We start from the raw sequence: 17919 nt of genomic DNA on the forward strand, positions 1-17919 counted from the left end.
TCGCCAGCTGGACGCGAGGCATTTCGCCCAAAAGCTGCACGATAACAATCACCTAGAACCGCCATTCCAGTATGTAAGTTGACGGTTGGGCCTACGCGAAGCGGACTGCCCGCAATTAGGAGGGGCTTAGCGGGCCGGGATGCTCGGTTGGCAGGCTCCCTCTCGGAAACGAGGCGCGTCCGCCTATGTCAAATCCTGCCTTTGAACGGCTATCCTGGGAACGGTGATTTTGTCCCACGACGCGGCGTTCGCGTTCCGCCAGCACGCGCCCACACCTGGTGTTCGACCTACGAAACGCTAGGTCGTAAACTCATAAACGGCACCATCGAGGCGCCCAAATGGCGAACAGATCGGGCCGAAGTTGCCGCCGGGCGGGCTGGTTGCCCGTCCAAGGCAGCTTCGGTTCGAGATGGAAGCCATTTGGGCGCCTCTACGGGGTTTGACCAAAATGGCCCAGCGCTGCGTCGGGAAGCCTTGAAATATAGACATATTCCAGCGCCTTCCCTCCTGTCGCTGAGCCATTTTGCATCAAACCTCGATGGTGCCGTTTATGAGTTTACGACCTAATGTCGGGAATCGACGGAAGCGGTCCGTTACATGGGCTCGATGCCTATAGGACTATGGACGTCGCCACCATGTAGCCAGTCGGCAGGAGGAGCGTGAGCAGCAACGCCGTCGCGCAGATCGACACGGCGATTTGGCGTTGCGCGAGAAAACGGCGAACGGATGGACGCTGGTAGACTATTTGCAGCGGATGAGTGTGTAACTCAGACATTATGTCCGACACCTCAAACGAAGCTGATCCGCGATCCAAATCAGACGGCCTCTCCCGCCGAATCGCGGTAGGCGAGCAGCCGCAGCGCGTTGATGACTACCAGGAGAGTTGATCCCTCATGGAGCGCGACCGCCGGTCCGATGCCGAGGCCCAGAATCGTCGCCGGCACGAGGAAGGCGACGACGCCGAGGCTTACGAAGACGTTCTGCCGGATGATACCCCGCGTGTGACGGCTGAGGCCCACCGCAAACGGCAGATGCGACAGATCGTCGGCCATCAAGGCGACGTCGGCCGTCTCCAGCGCCACGTCCGAGCCCGCCGCCCCCATTGCGATGCCGACCGTGGCGCTCGCCATCGCGGGCGCGTCGTTCACCCCGTCACCCACCATCGCGACCTTGTCCTCCCCGGCAAGCTTCTTGATCGCCGCGACCTTGTCCTCAGGCATCAGATCCCCCCAGGCCTCGTCGATGCCGACGTCGCTGGCGATCGCCTCAGCCACCTTCTGATGGTCGCCAGAGATCATAATCATCCGCGACACACCCATGTCGTGCAGGCGACCCAGCGCGGTTTTGGCGGCCTCTCGCGGGGTGTCCATCAGGCCGATTGCCCCCAGGTCGCGGTCGCCCATGCGCACGACCATGGTGGTGCGGCCGCCCTCGCGCAGGCTGGCGATCGCATCGGTCGCGCCCTGCCCCAGCGCGGGCACGCCATCGGTGCCGAACATCTCGGCCTTGCCGATCCACACCGTCTGTCCGTCCACCGTGGCGGTGACGCCGCGTCCGGTCAGGCTCTTCATGTCGCCGGCATCGGGGAGCGCACGGCCCTGCAAGCGCTCCCGGCCATCCCTGACGATCGCTTGTGCGAGCGGATGATCGCTGAGCGCTTCCACGGCGACGGCGAGCGCAAGCAGCTCTCCCTCCTCCGTGCCGTCGACGGGCACGACATCAGTGATACGCGGCCGTCCTTCGGTCAGGGTTCCCGTCTTGTCGAAAGCGATCGCCTTCAGCGAGCCGAGATTTTCCAGCGGTGCGCCGCCCTTCACCAGCACACCACCGCGCGCTGCACGGGCCACGCCCGACAGCACCGCGCTCGGCGTCGCGATGGCGAGCGCGCATGGGCTTGCCGCCACCAGGACCGCCATCGCGCGGTAGAAGCTGTCGCGGAAAGGCTCGTCGACGACGACCCATGCGAACAGCAACAGCAGCGACAGGATCAGGACAGTCGGCACGAAAATGCGCTCGAAGCGGTCGGTGAACCGCTGCGTCGGTGACTTCTGCGTCTCGGCCTCGCTCACCATCTTGACGACCTTGGCAAGCGCACTCTCATTCGAGCGGCGCGTCACCTCGATCTCGATCGCGCCGCCGCCGTTGATGGTGCCGGCGAACACCCGGCTTTCCGTCTCGACCGCATCGGGCCTGGCGCGCGCCGCAGCAGCGTCTGCCACCGGCACCTTGTCGACCGGGATGCTCTCGCCGGTAACGGGCGCCTGGTTGATCGCGCTGTTGCCCTTGATGACGAAGCCGTCGGCGGGCAGCCGCTCGTCGGGGCGGACGATCGCGACATCGCCAACCACCAGTTGCTCGACCGGGATCTCGCTCGTCTGTCCGTCGCGACGCACGGTCGCGGTCTCGGGCGCGAGCTTCGCCAGCGCCTCGATCGCCTTCTTGGCGCGGCCCATCGCATAGTGTTCAAGCGCATGGCCGAGGCTGAAGAGGAACAGCAGCAGTGCGCCTTCCGCCCACGCCCCCAGCGCCGCCGCACCCGCCGCGGCGACCAGCATCAGGGTGTCGATCTCAAACTTTCTGAGGCGCAGGTTGTCGATCGCCTCGCGCAGTGTGAAGCAGCCGCCGAAGAAGTAGGCGGCGATATAGGAGGCGATCGGCACCCATTCCGACACGCCGGCGATCAGCTTCTCGACGGCGAAGCCGATCCCGAGCATCGCACCACAGGCAAGCGCGAAGATCAGCTCGGTATTGGGGCCGAGGAAGTCGGCATGGGAATGGTCGTGTCCATCGCCCCGGCCATGATCGTGACCGGCATGGTCGTCTGCCGCGACCTGGCGCGATTGCTTGAGGCCGAGATCGCCCAGAGCTTCAAGGATCGCAGCCTCGCTGACGCGCTCGCGATCAAACTCGACCCGGACCGTGCCCGAGGCGCTGGCATCGGCCTGAAGGACACCGGGCAGCGTGCAGAGTGTTTCGCCAACGGTCCGCGCCCGACGTTCGTGATGGATGCCCTTCCCTTGCCACACGGCATGGCCGTAGCGCCCGCTGATCGCGGCGCCGGCAGCGCGGACCATCTCGCGCACGCGCGGGAGCGGCAGCGCTTGCGGATCGAAGTGAATGCACAGCTTGGCCGGGGTGTCCCCCTCCCCCGCCACGACATGCGCGCGGTCGACGCCGGGCTTGGCGCTGAGCGTCGAGACGAGCCGTCCGACGCACGCATCCGCTGCGTCAGGCACCTCAGGCAGCAACACGGGAATGTCGAGTTCGAGCTTATCGGTCATTGGCGTCGTCCTTGTCAGTCTTGGTTTCGGCACGCGCGTCGCGCAGGATTTCGATGCGGCCCTTGATCGCGATGAGGGCGGGCGCGAGCCCCACCACGAGATCGGGCCAATTGCTGCCGAGCCACATGACCAGCCGGCCGGCGACGATGATGCCGCCATTGGAAATGAAGTCGTTGAAGCTGAACGTCGTCGCCGCGCTGGACGGTCAGGGTGGCGCCGCTGTCGCCGGCATGGATCTCCTGCTCGGTCGGAGGGCCAGGCTCGGCGCGATCACCGCAGCCGCCCGACGCCAGCTTGAATATGAACCGGAGACCGCACGACCAGGCGAGACTGTCGGGCTTGTCGATCCGGCCGATGGTCGCCGGCGTCCTGATCGGCCGCGACCAGCCATTGACGGCGAACGAACACTCGGTTTTCCCGAGCCGATCCGTGGAATCCAGCGCGATCAGTGGCCCCCAGGCTCGGCGCTGATCGCGAACGACCAGCGCCGACCAGACGCGAAGCGGCGTCCCGTGCAGCAACCCCGTTTTGCGTGTCTGAGGCATGGATCATTCCTCGCGCCAGCCGGGGCGGCCGAGACCGCCCCGGGGCCGGTCAGGCCGGTTCGCCTTGCGGGTGACGGCAATCGTCCCCCTCATGCTCCTCGTTGTAATGCTCGGGCTGCCCGATCACCTTCTGCCCGAACCGGGCATAGAGGGTCGGCAGCACGAACAGGGTCAGCAGCGTCGCCGAAATGAGCCCGCCGATGACGACGGTCGCGAGCGGCTTCTGCACTTCCGCGCCGGCACCGCTCGCAAACGCCATCGGCACGAAGCCGAGCGATGCGACCAGCGCCGTCATCACAACCGGACGCAACCGCTGCATCGCGCCGACATGCGAGGCTTCCTCACGACTCATGCCCGATCGGATCAAATCCTGGATCGAGCTGACCATGACGAGGCCGTTGAGAACCGCGATGCCCGACAGGGCGATGAAGCCCACCGCCGCCGAGATCGAGAAGTCCATGCCCCGCACGAACAGCAGCAGCACGCCGCCGACCAGCGCGAACGGCACGCCGGTGAACACGATTGCGGCATCGCGCACCGATCCAAGCGCCCCGTAGAGCAGTAGCAGGATCAGGACGAAGCAGGCCGGGATGACCAGCTTCAGCCGCTCGCTTGCCGATTGCAGGTTCTCGAACTGGCCGCCCCATTCGAGATAGGCACCCGCCGGCAAGCGGACCTGACTGCCGATCGTCGCTTGCGCGTCAGCTACGACCGACCCGACATCCCGGCCGCGCACATTGGCCTGGACGACGACGCGCCGCTTGCCGTTCTCGCGGCTGATCTGGTTCGGTCCGTCCGTCACGCCGACGTCGGCGACGCTGGCAAGCGGCACAAAACCGCCCCCCGCCACCGGTACCTGGACCTGTTGCAACAGGTTCAGGTCGGCGCGCTGCGCTTCCGACAGGCGGATGACGACCGGGAAGCGCCGGTCGCCCTCGAAAATCCTGCCGGACTCACGGCCGCCGAGCGTGGCGGTGATCGTGTCCTGTACGTCCTGCGCGGTGACGCCCAGGCGCGCCATCGCATCCCGGTTGACGCGAATGTCGAGCATCGGAAGACCCGTGGTCTGCTCGACCTTCACGTCCGCCGCGCCTTCCGTCCTGCGCAGGATCGCGGCGATCTGCTCCGCCGTCCGGTTCATCGTCGTAAAGTCGTCGCCGAACACCTTCACCGCGATGTCGCCGCGCACGCCGGCGATCAGCTCGTTGAAGCGCATCTGGATCGGCTGCGTGATCTCGTAGGCATTACCCGGGATCTTCGCGAGGTTCGCTTCGATCCGGCTGACCAGATCCTCCTTTGCCAGCTTCGGGTCGGGCCATGCGTCACGCGGCTTCAGAATGACGAACATGTCGGTCGCGTTGGGCGGCATCGGATCCGAGGCCAGCTCGGCCGTGCCCGTCTTGGAAAAGACGAACTGCACCTCCGGTTGCTTCGACATCATCCGCTCGATCGGCACCTGCATCGCCTGGCTCTGCTGAACCGAGGTGGCGGGGATGCGCAGCGCCTGGATGAGCAAGTCGCCCTCATCGAGCTGCGGCAGGAACACCGAACCGAGCGTCGTGAAGGCAAGCGCTGCCACCCCGAGGCTTGCCACACCCGCCCCGATCGTGATCGTCGGGCGTGCCATCGCCTTGTCGAGGCTGGGTTCGTAGCGCTTCTTCAGCCAGGTGATGATGCGACCGTCCTTCTCCTCGACCGTCTTCGACAGCCAGATCGCGATCAGCGCCGGCACGAAGGTGAGCGACAGCACGAAGGCGAAGGCGAGCGCGATGATGACGGTGAGCGCCATCGGCACGAACGTCTTGCCTTCCACGCCCGTCAGCGTGAGCAGCGGCACATAGACGAGGATGATGATCGCCTGCCCATAAACCGAGGGACGGATCATCTCGCGTGCCGCCGATGCGACCACGCGCAGCCGTTCCTTGACCGTCAGCAGCCGACCTTCATGATGCTGGAACTCGGCAATGCGCCGGAGCGCATTTTCGACGATGATCACCGCGCCGTCGACGATCAGACCGAAGTCCAGTGCGCCGAGGCTCATCAGATTGGCCGAGACCCCGGCGCGGAGCATCCCGAACCCGGTCAGCATCATGGTGATGGGGATCACCAGCGCCGCGATCAGCGCCGCCCGGAAGTTGCCGAGCAGCAGGAACAGCACGACGATGACGAGGAGCGCGCCTTCGCCGAGGTTCTTCGCCACCGTCCTGATCGTCGAGTTGACCAGCTCGGTGCGGTTCAGCACGGGCTGGATCACCACGTCGGGCGGCAGCGAGGCGTTGATCTCCTTCAGTCGCTCAGCGACCGCGGTCGCGACGGTGCGGCTGTTCTCGCCGATCCGCATGATCGCGGTGCCGACGACGACTTCGGTGCCATTCTCCGACGCCGAGCCCATCCGGATCGCCTGACCCGTCTGGACCTTCGCGACCTGATCGAGCGTGATCGGTACGCCCTCACGGGTCGCGACCACGGTGCGCCCCAGCTCTGCCGCGTTGCGGATCAGCGCGTCCGAGCGGACCGCCAGGCCCTCGCCGTTGCGATTGACGAACCCGCCGCCGACGCTGGTGTTATTGCGTTCCAGCGCCGTCCCGAGGTCAGTCAGGGTAATGCCGAGCGATGCGAGCTTCTGGACGTCAGGGACGACCAGGAATTGCTTCACATAGCCGCCGATCGAATCGATGCCGGCGAGACCCGGCGTGTTCTTCAGCAGCGGGGTGACGATCCAGTCTTGCGTCGTGCGCAGGTAGGTCGCCTTGTCCTCCTCACTCGTCAGCCGTTCGCCTTCCGGCGTGATGTAGCTGCCGTCAGGCTGTTGTCCCGGCTCCCCCGGCCGATGCTTGTCATCGGCGCGATGCTGGAGGTGGACGGTATACATATACACTTCGCCCAGCCCGGTCGCGATCGGGCCCATTTCGGGGTTCACGCCGTCGGGCAGGTTCTCTTGCACCCCCTGCAGGCGCTCACCGACCTGTTGGCGGGCGAAGAAGATGTCGGTGGAATCCGAAAAGACCGCCGTCACCTGAGCGAATCCATTGCGGCTCAGGGACCGGGTGTATTCGAGGCCCGGAACGCCCGCGAGCGCGGTTTCGATCGGGAAAGAGACCTGTTTCTCGACCAGTTCGGGCGATAGCGCAGGGGCACGGACGTTGATCTGGACCTGGTTGTTGGTGATGTCCGGCACCGCGTCGATCGGGAGCCGGTAGAGCGAATAGGCGCCGATGACGGCGGCGATGGCGGTGAGGAGCAGGACGAGCCAGCGCTTCTCGACCGCCCATGTGACGATGCGGGCGATCATGGCTTAGTCCTCATGGCTAGCTTCGCCCTTGCCGAGTTCGGCCTTGAGCGTGAAGCTGCCAGTGGTGGCGATCTGTTCGGTGCCCTTCAGACCCGAGCGCACGATGACGGTATCGCCCGACGCATCGCCGAGGACGACCGGCATGGCCTGGAACCCCTTGGGGGTCCGCACGAAGACGACCGACTTGCCCTCGTTGGTCTGGATCGCCGTGGTGGGCACGCGGATCGACGATGCTCCGCCGCTACCGGTCAACTGGACCGCCGCCGTGACTGGCTCGCCGACACGCCATGTTCCGCCGCGATTGTCGAGCGTCGCGATGACCGGCACGAGCCGCGTTTGTGGATCGAGCGCGGGCGACACGAAGGTGACGCGCGCCGTCGCCTGCCGGCCCGACGCCGTGACCATCACGCTGTTCCCGGGCCGCACCCGGCTTGCGTCGGCAGGCTGAAGGTTGAGCGACAACGACACCTGATCGAGGTTGGCGATGCGGTAAAGTTCCGCGTCGGCCGCGACGGTCTGTCCCAGCGTCACCGGCCGGGCGATCACCTGGCCGCCGATCGGGGCGACGATGCCGAGGCGGTTGAGTCCGCCCCCGCTTACACCCGCCGCCGATACCTGGCTCTGTGCTTGGCGGAGCGCGATCCGGGCTTCGGTCGCCGCCGTCCGTGCTGCGATCAGATCCTGCTCAGGCGAGACTCGCTGCGAAAACAGCCGCTGCTCGCGCGCCAGATTGGAATTGGCGAGATGGAGGCGCGCGCGCGCGGCCTCGACATCACCCTTGAGCTGCGCGGCCTCGCGGCTTTCGATGATCGCGATCGTCTGCCCGCGTCCGACCGACTGACCAAGGTTGCGTGTCAGCGCGACCACACGGCCAGCGATGGCGGCCGAGACGACCTGCGTCCCTTGCGGGTCGCCCTCGATCGTCGCCGGAAGATCGATCATGCCGGCGCCGCCGACGATCGGGCGGCCGAGCTGGACGCCAGCGGCTGCAATCTGCTCCGCCGTCAGCGTTACCACGCCTTCGTCGGCATGGGCCTCGCCTTCGGCATGGCCGTCTTCGGCACCGGCCGTGCCATTCGCCGGCGCTTCGTTGCCGGCTTCGGTTCCGCCGCCACAGGCGGCCAGTAGCAGCGCGAGCGACGCCGCGCCCGCAAGATGGATTGTCTTCATCAACGATTTCCCCCCGTTGTGGGTGTTGGCACCGGGGCGGTCAGCCGTCCGAGCCGTGCTTGTGCATTTTGATAATTGGCGAGCGCATCGATCGCCGCGAGCCGCGTATCGGCGAGCGTGCGTTCGGCATCGAGCAAGTCGAGTTGCCCGAACTTGCCCTCGCGGTAGCCGATCCGCGCGATGCGGGCGGCTTCCTGTGCCGCTGCCAGTGCAGGACCGGCAGCGGTCCGCGCGGTGGTCGCCGCGTTCGCGGCTTCCGTCTCGGCTTCGCTGATCGCCTGCTCGACATCGAGCGCGGTGACGCGGCGCAGCGCTTCGGCCTGGGTGCGCTGCGCGCGCGCCTGAGCCACCGCAGCGCGCCCATTGTCGAAGATCGGAATGGGGATGGAGATGGTGAAGACCGCCGCAGTGTCGTTGGTCGCCTCCAATCGGCGCAGCGCCGGCCCGACGTTAAGGTCCGGCACACGGTTGGCGCGTGCGAGCCTGACGCCCGCATCCGCAATCGCGAGGTCCGCATCGGCCGCTGCCAGCGCCAGCGTGCCGATCGCGCGCGCGGAGGCGGTCGGGCCGACCATCGCCTGAGGCAACCGATCGAGCAAGCCTATGTCGAGGCTGCCATCGATCGGTCGTCCGATCCTGCGCGCAAGGTTCGCGCGGGCCGTCTCGGCAAGCCGGGCGGATCGTTCGGCATTGGCGTCCGCGTTGACCTTGGCAACATTCGCGCGCTGCTCTTCGAGCGGCGACGCCCGGCCGGCCTGGACCCGCACCGACGCGGCCCGCAATGCCTCGGCAGCGATGCGGACCTGATCGCGCGCCGTGACAAGCCGCCGCTCGGCCGCGATCGCCTCGACGTAGAGCTGCGTGACTTGCACCCGCACATCGGCCGCGACGATCGCGGCCTGAAGCTCGGCCCGGCTGAGCTGCGCATCGGCGACCGCTACGCGGGCGCCACGCTTGCCGCCCAACTCGATCGGGAACGCGACCCCGACCGTCGTTTCCGCGCTCCTGAGGCCGCTATAGCCCCCTGTGCCGGTGATATTCTCGATCTGCCCCTGGACCTGTGGGTTGGGGCGAAGCCCCGCCACGGTGCGGCCCTCACGCGTTGCATCGATCGCGGCGGTCGCCGCTTCCGACGCCGGCGCTGAACCACCCGCCGCCAGCACGGCTTCGTCGAGCGTGTAGATCGGGCCTGTCGGCGCACTCGGCACCGGCAGCCCCGTTTGCGCGTGCGCAACCGTGGCGCACGACGCCGCGGCCAACAGGGCCGCGAGCAATTTTTCCATTTTTGAGCATCCTGACAAACAGCATCAGGCCGGAAATCCGGCCAGCGGCGTCCGTCAGGCGTTCGGCGGCCTCAATCCGGGCCCGATCGAGCTGGAGGCGAGAACCTGGTCCGCGCCCGCAAGCGGGGTCATTCGAGCGCCCATCAGCGAAGGCGGCAGCTCGTCGCTGGCCGGCATCTGCATCGCAGAGCTGTGGCAGGTGCCATGATGATGCGGAACGGCCTTGTCGCTATCGCCTTGCGACTGATCGGCATCGCCCTCGCTATGCACCGTGCCGTTGCACTCGATCAGCGTCAGCCCCGGCAATTCCTGCGCGTGCACGGTCACCGTCATCACCAGCGATGACGCAATCAGCATGAGCAGGAGGGACATCAGGCGGCGCACATCGATCCTCTTAGCAACTTGCGACCGAATTGTCACCGACAGCTTGCGCAACTCTTATCGGCGCAGTCGTGAGGTCAGCGTGCGACGGATCGGCACGTCCCAAAATGTGAATGCCGCCCAGGCCAGCGCGAGCGTGACCGGTACTAGCGCCACCGCGATCGGCAGCGCCGACGCCGGCTCTGCCTTGTAGCTCATCAGATAGTTGGTCCACACGAACATCAGCGGGAAATGGGTGATGTAAAGCGGGTAGGACAGGTCGCCGCTGACCTTGCAGAGCCGCATCATGCTCCGCCCGCCACTCGAATGCGCGCCGGCGACCACGATTGCCGGGAAGAGCAGCAGTACCACCAGTGCTTCGTAAAGGCCATTCATCTTGAAGCCGCCGAGAGCTGGCCATGTCGACAGCGCGAACGCGACCGTGAGGACGATGCTGAGTGGCAGAAAGCCAAGTCGCCAGCGCGGCAGGCGATCCTTGACGCGGTAGAGCCACAGGCCGGTGATGAACGGGAAGGCAAGGCGCACCGGCGCCATCCATAGGTTCTCCCAGGCATAGCCGCGATCGAGCGTGCCGATCGACAGCGCGCAGGCAAGCAGCACGCCCCCCGCGATCACCGCCAGCACGCCGAGCGTGCGGGTGGAGAGGCGGCGGAGCAGCAGCGCATAAGCGATGTTGGCGATATATTCCTGAAACAGCGTCCACGACGGTCCGTTGAGCGGATGGGTGTCGGTCCACCGACCCGGCAGCGTCACCGTGGGGAGCAGTAGCAGGTTCATGGCCGTGGCGAGCGCGAGCAGCGGCAGCGCGGCATTCTGGCGATCGGCAGCGAACGGATCGAACAGGTAGCTTAGCAGGCCGAGCAGCACGCCCAGCACCACGAGAGGATGAAGCCGAACGAGGCGAATACCGAAGAAGCGCTTGATGGTCATGCGCGACCAACGGTCGTCATAGGCATAGCCGATGACGAAGCCCGACAGCGCGAAGAAAAAGTCCACCGCGAGATAGGCGTGCGACAGCAGCAACTTGCCCTGCGCGAACCCGACCGTGATGCCCTGAATGTGAAACAAAACGACCAGCAGCGCCGCCGAACCGCGCAGCCCGTCGAGGGTCTCGAAATGCTCCTTCCCGCTCGCGGTGTGATCTGGCGTCGGCAAACCGTCAGCCCCTTTTTTATCTACCATAGTCCGAATTGCCCTACCCCTGAAACGCCCGCCTCGAAATTGCGCGATTTTTCACGGTCTTGCCGCAATACGCGGGAGGCGCAAGCCCAAACATGTTGAATCAAGCACAAAAGTCTCTGCACGTTTTCCTTGAAACGTGAACAATCGTGCAATATGGAGGCGCATGTCTAACGATCCCCCCCTTGCCCGCCGCGATCAGATCGCGGCTCGCCTCGCCGATGGGCAATCCGTTTCTTCAGCGACTCTCGCCGCCGAGTTCGGCATGTCCGAGGATGCGATCCGCCGTGACCTGCGCCTCCTGGCGGCGCAGGGACTATGCCGCCGCGTCTATGGTGGCGCGCTGCCACTCCAGATTGGCTCGATCCCGTTCGACCAACGCTCGGGTGAGGACCGCGACCGCAAGTTCGCTTTGGCGCGCAGAGGGGCCGAGCTGATCGAGCCGGGTGAGTTCGTCTTCCTGGACAATGGCAGCACCAATCTCCTGATCGTCGATGCGCTCCCCGATGAGATCGAGCTGACGATCGCGACCAACTCCCTCGCGATCGCGTCGGCGCTCGCACGCCGTCCCGATATCGGCCTGCTGATGGTGGGCGGGGCGGTCGATCCGCTGGTAGGTGGCTGCGTCGATGCAGGCGCGGTGCAGGCGGTCGCGATGATGAACATCGACCGCTGCTTTCTTGGTGCCTGCTCCGTGTCGACTGAAGGCGGCGTCAGTGCCTTCGAGATCGCCGACGCGACCTTCAAGCGCGCGCTCGCGGACTCCAGTCAGCGGGTGATTGTCCTCGCCACCAACGAGAAGCTTGGAACGTCCGCGCCGCACCGCATCCTGCCCACTGACCGGATCGATCAGCTTGTCATCGAGCATGACGCACCGGATGGCCCCGCGTCGGAACTGACCGCGCATGGCGCCGCCCTCCTCCGCGCCGCGCCCGCCCCCTGACCATCAACTCTGTTTGGACAATATCGTGTCACCATCTACCCGTGTCGACGCGCGGTCGCGCCTCGCCACCCGCCTGTCCTTCCTTGTCGCCGGCTTCGGCCTTGCCTGCTGGGCGCCGCTTGTCCCGTTCGCCAAGACACGCCTTGCCGTCGACGATGGTGCGCTCGGCCTCCTCCTCCTGTGCATCGGTCTCGGCTCGGTAACGGCGATGCAATTCACCGGCGTCCTCACGTCGCGGTTCGGCTCCCGCCTCGTCATCCTCGTGGGCGGTATCGGTATGGCGGCCACGCTGCCGTTGCTGTCTATCGCGCCAACCGTGGCAACGATGGGTGCGACATTGCTCGCCTTCGGCGCTTTTCTGGGCGTGATCGAGGTCGCAATGAACATCCATGCGGTCGAGGTCGAGAAGCGCGCGGGTCGACCGCTGATGTCGGGCTTCCATGCCTTGTTCTCGATCGGCGGATTTGCCGGCGCCGGGCTGATGACTACGGCATTGTCGGCCTCCGTCCCGGCGCTTGTCGGCACGCTGGTAGCGACCGTCCTGATGATTGTAGCGCTGATTATCGCCGCGCCGTCGTTCATCGCCACCACGAAGGAAGACGACACGCCGCTATTCGTCATCCCGCGCGGGATCGTGGCGCTGCTGTCGCTGCTGACCGCGATCACCTTTCTGGTCGAGGGCGCGATCCTCGATTGGAGCGCCCTCCTGCTGACCGACGCCGGTCTGGTCGCCGCGGCCAAGGGTGGCGTCGGCTACATGGTCTTCGCGATCGCGATGACGACCGGCCGCCTGACCGGCGATGCCATCGTGGCACGTCTCGGTGATCGCCGCACGATGATGCTGGGCGGGCTGCTCGCGGTGGTCGGCTTCGGTGTTCTCCTGGTCGCCCCCGACGCAATCATCGCCATGCTCGGCTTCCTGCTGATCGGACTCGGCGCGTCCAATATCGTGCCAGTCCTCTTCCGACAGGCCGGCGCGCAGACCGCGATGCCGGCGAGCCTCGCCGTGGCTGCGGTCAGCACCATCGGCTATGCCGGTATCCTCGCCGGCCCCGCCGGGGTCGGGTTCGTCGCACATGCCGTAGGGCTTCCTGCTGCCTTCACGCTGCTGGCCGTGCTGCTGTGCCTCGTTCCGCTATGCGCGCGCTGCGCGACGGCAATTGGTGCCACATCTGGGGACCACTGCAACCGGGATGAGCCGGACCATAGCTGATCGACATAACGTCGTCGGCCCCGATGGAGCCCAGGCATCACCCAACTCAAAACGGCCTGCTCATTGAATAGCCGATATTGGGCGTCACACAGGGAGGGCGTAGCCCGACTGGAGTGAGGCCCAATATCGGCGGCCGAGTTCATGCTGCCAGCGTCATAGGCAGGTTGTCAAAATATGCCTTGTCCGGGGTCTTGGCGCCGAGGCTCGAATGCGGCCTCTTCGCATTGTAAAAGGCCAGGTATCGACCGATCGATGCGCGGGCTTCGCTGACCGCGGTGTAGGCGTGGAGGTAAACCTCATCGTACTTCACCGAATGCCACAACCGCTCCATGACGACATTGTCGCGCCAGGCGCCCCGGCCGTCCTTTTTGATAGCGATTTCCTCCCGGTCCAGCACGCTGGTAAAGGCCATGCTCGTGCACTGGCCTGCCCTGGTCGGTATTGTCCGAAATCTTCCGCCTTGGTCCCCTCCTCTGTCAGGACCTGTTCCAGCTTGAATTCCTGACGATACAGGTACCGCTCCGCCATCAAGGCTGCTACCGTCCAGTTGGGGAAACATGAGGGGGAGGATGCCCGAGTGACAGGGAACCTCTGGCAGTTGTCGGAAGGCGTACGTGGCGTGACCTTGCTGGCCTCCCTTTCATGAGTCTCATTGCCTGCATATCGATTGCCCTGGCACTGATCGTGCTGCTCTTTACGGTTGCCGCCTTTGTCGAACGGCGCGGCGGTGCTGTTCGGCGATGGCCCGCCTTGCGCCACGGTGCCTATACGCTGGCTCTGGGTGTCTATTGCACCAGTTGGACGTTCTATGGCGCCGTCGGTAGCGCGGTGCGGGGCGGATGGGGCTATTTGCCCATCTATCTCGGTCCCTTGCTCCTGCTGCTTTTTGCGCCTCGGTTCCTCAAACGTCTTGCCGCAGCGGTAGCCGAGGAGCGCGCGACCACGGTATCCGACTTCATCGCGGCGCGCTTCGGTCACGACAGCGGGGTGGCGCGACTGGTCACGTTGATCGCTTTGCTCGGGTCGATTCCCTATCTAGCCTTGCAACTCCGCTCCATCGGCAGCGCCCTTTCGATCGTCTCCGGTCATGACGTCATGACGCCGGCCATGGTGACAGGTGCGGCGCTTCTCGTGCTATTTGCCGTCTTGTTCGGGGCGAGGCGCTTCGAACTTGCGGGGCGAAGCGAAGGGCTGCTCTACGCGATCGGCGTCGATTCCGTGATCAAGCTGGGCGCCCTCCTGCTTGTCGCGGGAATGGCGGCATGGTTGGTCTTTTCAGCGCCGCCGGAATGGATGACGCTGGGCCTGGTACGGTTTGGCGCAGCATTCTCTCCGCGCGGGATCGATCTCGAATTCGCGGTCATCCTGCTTATCTCGATCTTTGCCGTCGTCGCGCTCCCGCGCCAGTTCTACATGGGGCTGGTCGAAGCGCAAAAATCCGACGATCTCGTGCGCGCCAGGTTCGGATTGGCCGCCTATATCCTGGTCATGGCACTGATGGCCTTGCCCATTGCGCTGGCAGGCCTTTCGCTCCTGCCGCCAGCGACGCGACCGGACCTGTTCGTGCTGCAACTGCCCGCCGTGGCCGGTTCGCAGCTGGTGCTCGCAGCCGCCCTGCTCGGCGGCATCGGCGCCGCCGCTTCGATGGCGGTAGTCGACAGCACGGCACTGGCGACAATGGTCTCCAACGACCTGTTTGCCGGAGCCGTGCTGCGCCATCCTTCGGCAGCCGCGGGCGCGATCGGCGAGCGCATGCTGGTGCTGCGCCGCCTCTCGATCGCCGGGATCATGCTGCTCGCGCTCGCCTTTGCCCTGCTGATCGGCCGAGAGCAGTCGCTGGCGTCGATGGGGCTCGTCGCCTTTGCCGCCATGGCCCAGTTCACTCCGCACTTGCTGCTGGCCACGACCGGACGGGGCCGCGACCCGCTGGCCGCCCGCGCCAGCCTTGTCACCGGCCTGACGTTCTGGTGCTACACCCTCGCCCTGCCCCCGATCCTCCCGCCCGAGTGGCTAGCAATGCTGCAAGGGACCGTGCTTGATCCCATGCGCCTGTTCGGGCTCGGGCAGGCCAGCCCATTGGTCCACGGCGTGACATGGAGCCTTGGCGCCAATTTGCTGGTCCACGCAGCCATTGCCGCACGCAAGATGCCGGGGCCGGCGCTGCCACGCCTCTTTGCCGTGCAGCGCCGGGTTTCCAACCTTGGCGAACTCTCCCAACTGGTCGCCGGCTTCGTGGGCGAGGATCGCGCGCTGAGGGAGTTCCCGCAGACACTGCACGCAGCGCCGGTGACCCAGAGTGCTGCGCGGCAAGCCCAAGACCTGATCGCCGGGGTTGTCGGGGCCTCGTCCGCCCGCGCGCTCATGGCATCGGCCCTGGCGAGCGGGCATATGGCGCTCGACGATGTTACCCGCTTGCTCGATCAGGGCGGCCGATCTCTGCGGTTTTCCCGCCAGCTCCTCGCATCGACGTTCGAGAACATCGACGCAGGGATCAGCGTAGTCGATGCCGAACTGAACCTGATCGCCTGGAACGCCCGCTACGAGGAGTTCTTCGATTATCCCGCCGACCTCCTGCGCGTCGGCGCCCCGATCGAGGCCTTGATCCGCCACAATGCCCAGCGAGGTGATTTCGGCACCGAGGATATCGAGATGAAGATCGCACGCCGTCTGGATCACCTGCGGGCGGGCAGCATCCACAGCTTCGAACGGCGCCGCAACGACGGCCGTGTCATCAAGACCGTGGGCGGGCCGATGCCGGGCGGCGGCTATGTCATGTCTTTCACCGACATGACCGAGGAAGCGCGGGTGCGAGATGAACTCGAACGCACGCTGGAGGACCTGGAACATCGGGTCGAGGATCGCACCCGCGAACTGACCGAAGCAAACCGCCTGCTCGCCCGCGCGACGCAGGACAAGACGCGATTTCTTGCCGCTGCCAGCCACGACCTTCTGCAGCCCCTCCACGCCGCCCGGCTGTTCACCGCTGCACTCGGCCGCTCGGCGCAGGAGGGGGAGAAGCCTCTGGTGATGCGGGTGGACAATGCCATCATTGCCGCCGAGGAACTGCTGCGCGCACTACTGGACATCTCACGCCTTGATGCAGGCGGTGTCACGCCTAGCCCCGAACCCGTCGACCTGAGCGCGTTTCTTACCGACATGGCCGAGAGTTTTCGTCCAATGGCGGACGCCAAGGGGCTGCATCTGAAGATCGGTCCGCTTTCCGGCCATGTCGAGACCGACCCCGGGCTGCTGCGCTCGGTTATGCAGAACTTCCTTTCGAACGCGCTGCGCTACACCCGGCATGGCGGCGTGCTGGTCGGCGTGCGGCGACGGGGGGACTGGCTGCGCATTGACGTGATCGACACCGGCGTTGGCATACCCGAGGCCCAGCGCGATGCCGTGTTCAGCGAATTCACCCGCTTGGGCACGGTGGATACGGAAGGGCACGGCCTGGGACTTGCTCTGGTGGACAGGATCGTGCGCCTGCTTGGAGCACAGATCGAGGTCGCCTCTCATGAAGGGCGCGGCAGCCGCTTCAGCCTTCTTCTGCCTGCCATGGCCAGCGCGCCAGTGGCAAACCCCACATTCGAAGTGCAACATGCAGCGAGTATCATTCCCGCCCATCGGCTTTCGGTGCTCATCGTCGACAACGAACCGCTGATCGTCGAGGCGACCTCGGCGCTGGTAGCGCATCTCGGGCACGCGGCTTTCGGCGCATCGAACATCGCCGACGCACAGGCCGTGGCGGAGCGGATCGATGTCGTGCTGGCAGACTACCGGCTCGATCGCGGGGAAGACGGCCTCACGCTGATCGCCCGCCTGCGCAGCCATCGGCCGGACCTCCCTGCGGCCATCCTGACGGCAGAGACATTCCCGGAACTGAGGATGAAGGCCGATGCCCTGGGCGTGCCGGTCTATGCCAAGCCCGTCGACCCGGCACGGATCGAAGCCTTCCTGGCGGGCATCACCCCGGGGTCAGTGCTGGAGATGAAGGCCCAGTGAGCGGGCAACAAGCGCTGCCTGCGTGCGATTTCGCACATCCAGCTTTTTCATCACCGCCGTCATGTGCGCCTTCACGGTCGCCTCGCTGATGCCGAGCGTATAGGCGATCTGCTTGTTGAGCTGCCCGTCGAGCACGGCCAGCAGGACCTTGAGCTGCATCGGCGTCAGATTGGCAACCTCGTGCCGGATCGGATCGAGTTCGGCGTCTGCCGTCTTCGGCGCCGTGGGCGATCGCCCACCCAGCGCGGTGGCGACGGCGGCTTCGATGGCCGAAAGATCACTGTCCTTGCGCAGGAAACCGATGGCGCCGAACGCGCGCGCTTCGTCAGCGGCGGAGGCCCCCTCGGCGCTGGATACGACCAGAATCGGCACCTCGGGGCGCTCGGCATGGATAAGGGCAATGCCGGAAAAGCCCACGGCCCCCGGCATCTTGAGGTCGAGCAACACTAGCGCCAGCCCCTCTCGCTCCGACGCCAGGCGGGCCGCTTCTGCAAGGGTCCCGGCTTCCACCACCATGGCATCGGGCGCCACCTGCCCCACCGCCAGAGCAAGGGCCTGGCGGTAGAGCGGATGATCGTCGGCGATGAGTACGGTGCGGGTCATGTCACCGCAATATCACGGCTTTCGAAG

At 65.8% G+C, this 17919-nt stretch carries 10 protein-coding genes and 2 pseudogenes; 3 read left to right on the plus strand and 9 right to left on the minus strand.

Annotated features, from left to right (window positions below; genetic code table 11):
* Positions 1-815: 815 nt before the first annotated feature.
* From OKA11_RS17545 to OKA11_RS17575, 7 genes and pseudogenes are all read right to left on the minus strand, one after another.
* Complete coding sequence (locus tag OKA11_RS17545) at positions 816-3281, minus strand: heavy metal translocating P-type ATPase (RefSeq protein WP_267222680.1); 2466 nt, start codon at positions 3279-3281, stop codon at positions 816-818.
* Positions 3271-3477, minus strand: a pseudogene (locus tag OKA11_RS17550) (cation transporter); the annotation flags it as partial. The gene OKA11_RS17545 and the pseudogene OKA11_RS17550, both read right to left, overlap by 11 nt.
* A 398-nt stretch (positions 3478-3875) precedes the next feature.
* Entirely contained in the window at positions 3876-7118 is a 3243-nt protein-coding gene (locus OKA11_RS17555; protein ID WP_267222682.1) for an efflux RND transporter permease subunit, read from the minus strand.
* 3 nt (positions 7119-7121) lie between these two features.
* On the minus strand, positions 7122-8288 hold the full coding sequence (locus OKA11_RS17560) for an efflux RND transporter periplasmic adaptor subunit (protein ID WP_267222684.1): 1167 nt from the start codon (positions 8286-8288) through the stop codon (positions 7122-7124).
* A complete protein-coding gene (locus tag OKA11_RS17565) occupies positions 8288-9571 on the minus strand; it encodes a TolC family protein (RefSeq protein WP_267222686.1) in 1284 nt (427 codons plus the stop codon). The genes OKA11_RS17560 and OKA11_RS17565 overlap by 1 nt, the downstream gene beginning before the upstream one ends.
* 54 nt (positions 9572-9625) lie before the next feature.
* A complete protein-coding gene (locus OKA11_RS17570) occupies positions 9626-9955 on the minus strand; it encodes a hypothetical protein (RefSeq protein ID WP_267222688.1) in 330 nt (109 codons plus the stop codon).
* A gap of 54 nt (positions 9956-10009) precedes the next feature.
* Positions 10010-11107 carry an acyltransferase family protein gene (locus OKA11_RS17575; RefSeq protein ID WP_267222690.1) on the minus strand — a complete coding sequence of 366 codons (1098 nt, stop codon included), beginning with the start codon at positions 11105-11107 and terminating at the stop codon, positions 10010-10012.
* Between the two features lie 190 nt (positions 11108-11297).
* On the opposite strand from OKA11_RS17575, the gene OKA11_RS17580 reads away from it, so the two are divergent.
* Positions 11298-12074, plus strand: a complete 777-nt coding sequence (locus tag OKA11_RS17580) for a DeoR/GlpR family DNA-binding transcription regulator (protein WP_267222692.1) — start codon at positions 11298-11300, stop codon at positions 12072-12074.
* A gap of 13 nt (positions 12075-12087) precedes the next feature.
* Positions 12088-13287, plus strand: a complete 1200-nt coding sequence (locus tag OKA11_RS17585; RefSeq protein ID WP_267222694.1) for an MFS transporter — start codon at positions 12088-12090, stop codon at positions 13285-13287.
* Between the two features lie 139 nt (positions 13288-13426).
* Here the strand turns inward: OKA11_RS17585 and OKA11_RS17590 are convergent.
* Positions 13427-13730 (minus strand): annotated as a pseudogene (locus tag OKA11_RS17590) (integrase core domain-containing protein); the annotation flags it as partial.
* A 199-nt stretch (positions 13731-13929) separates the two neighbouring features.
* Here OKA11_RS17590 and OKA11_RS17595 point away from each other — a divergent pair.
* A complete protein-coding gene (locus tag OKA11_RS17595; RefSeq protein WP_267222696.1) occupies positions 13930-17289 on the plus strand; it encodes a hybrid sensor histidine kinase/response regulator in 3360 nt (1119 codons plus the stop codon).
* Here OKA11_RS17595 and OKA11_RS17600 read toward each other — a convergent pair.
* Positions 17263-17892, minus strand: a complete 630-nt coding sequence (locus OKA11_RS17600) for a response regulator transcription factor (RefSeq protein ID WP_267222698.1) — start codon at positions 17890-17892, stop codon at positions 17263-17265. The two genes, OKA11_RS17595 and OKA11_RS17600, sit on opposite strands and share 27 nt — an antisense overlap.
* Positions 17893-17919 lie beyond the last annotated feature (27 nt).

The sequence above is a fragment of the Novosphingobium clariflavum genome (assembly GCF_026420865.1).
In the GTDB taxonomy this organism is placed as follows: Bacteria; Pseudomonadota; Alphaproteobacteria; order Sphingomonadales; family Sphingomonadaceae; genus Novosphingobium; species Novosphingobium clariflavum.

Excerpts from the sequence above, each read along its gene's own strand:
- OKA11_RS17580 (WP_267222692.1), top strand. The coding sequence starts at position 11,298 with ATGTCTAACGATCCCCCCCTTGCCCGCCGCGATCAGATCGCGGCTCGC.
- OKA11_RS17555 (WP_267222682.1), bottom strand. The coding sequence starts at position 7,118 with ATGATCGCCCGCATCGTCACATGGGCGGTCGAGAAGCGCTGGCTCGTC.
- OKA11_RS17545 (WP_267222680.1), bottom strand. The coding sequence starts at position 3,281 with ATGACCGATAAGCTCGAACTCGACATTCCCGTGTTGCTGCCTGAGGTG.
- OKA11_RS17565 (WP_267222686.1), bottom strand. The coding sequence starts at position 9,571 with ATGGAAAAATTGCTCGCGGCCCTGTTGGCCGCGGCGTCGTGCGCCACG.
- OKA11_RS17560 (WP_267222684.1), bottom strand. The coding sequence starts at position 8,288 with ATGAAGACAATCCATCTTGCGGGCGCGGCGTCGCTCGCGCTGCTACTG.
- OKA11_RS17600 (WP_267222698.1), bottom strand. The coding sequence starts at position 17,892 with ATGACCCGCACCGTACTCATCGCCGACGATCATCCGCTCTACCGCCAG.
- OKA11_RS17595 (WP_267222696.1), top strand. The coding sequence starts at position 13,930 with ATGAGTCTCATTGCCTGCATATCGATTGCCCTGGCACTGATCGTGCTG.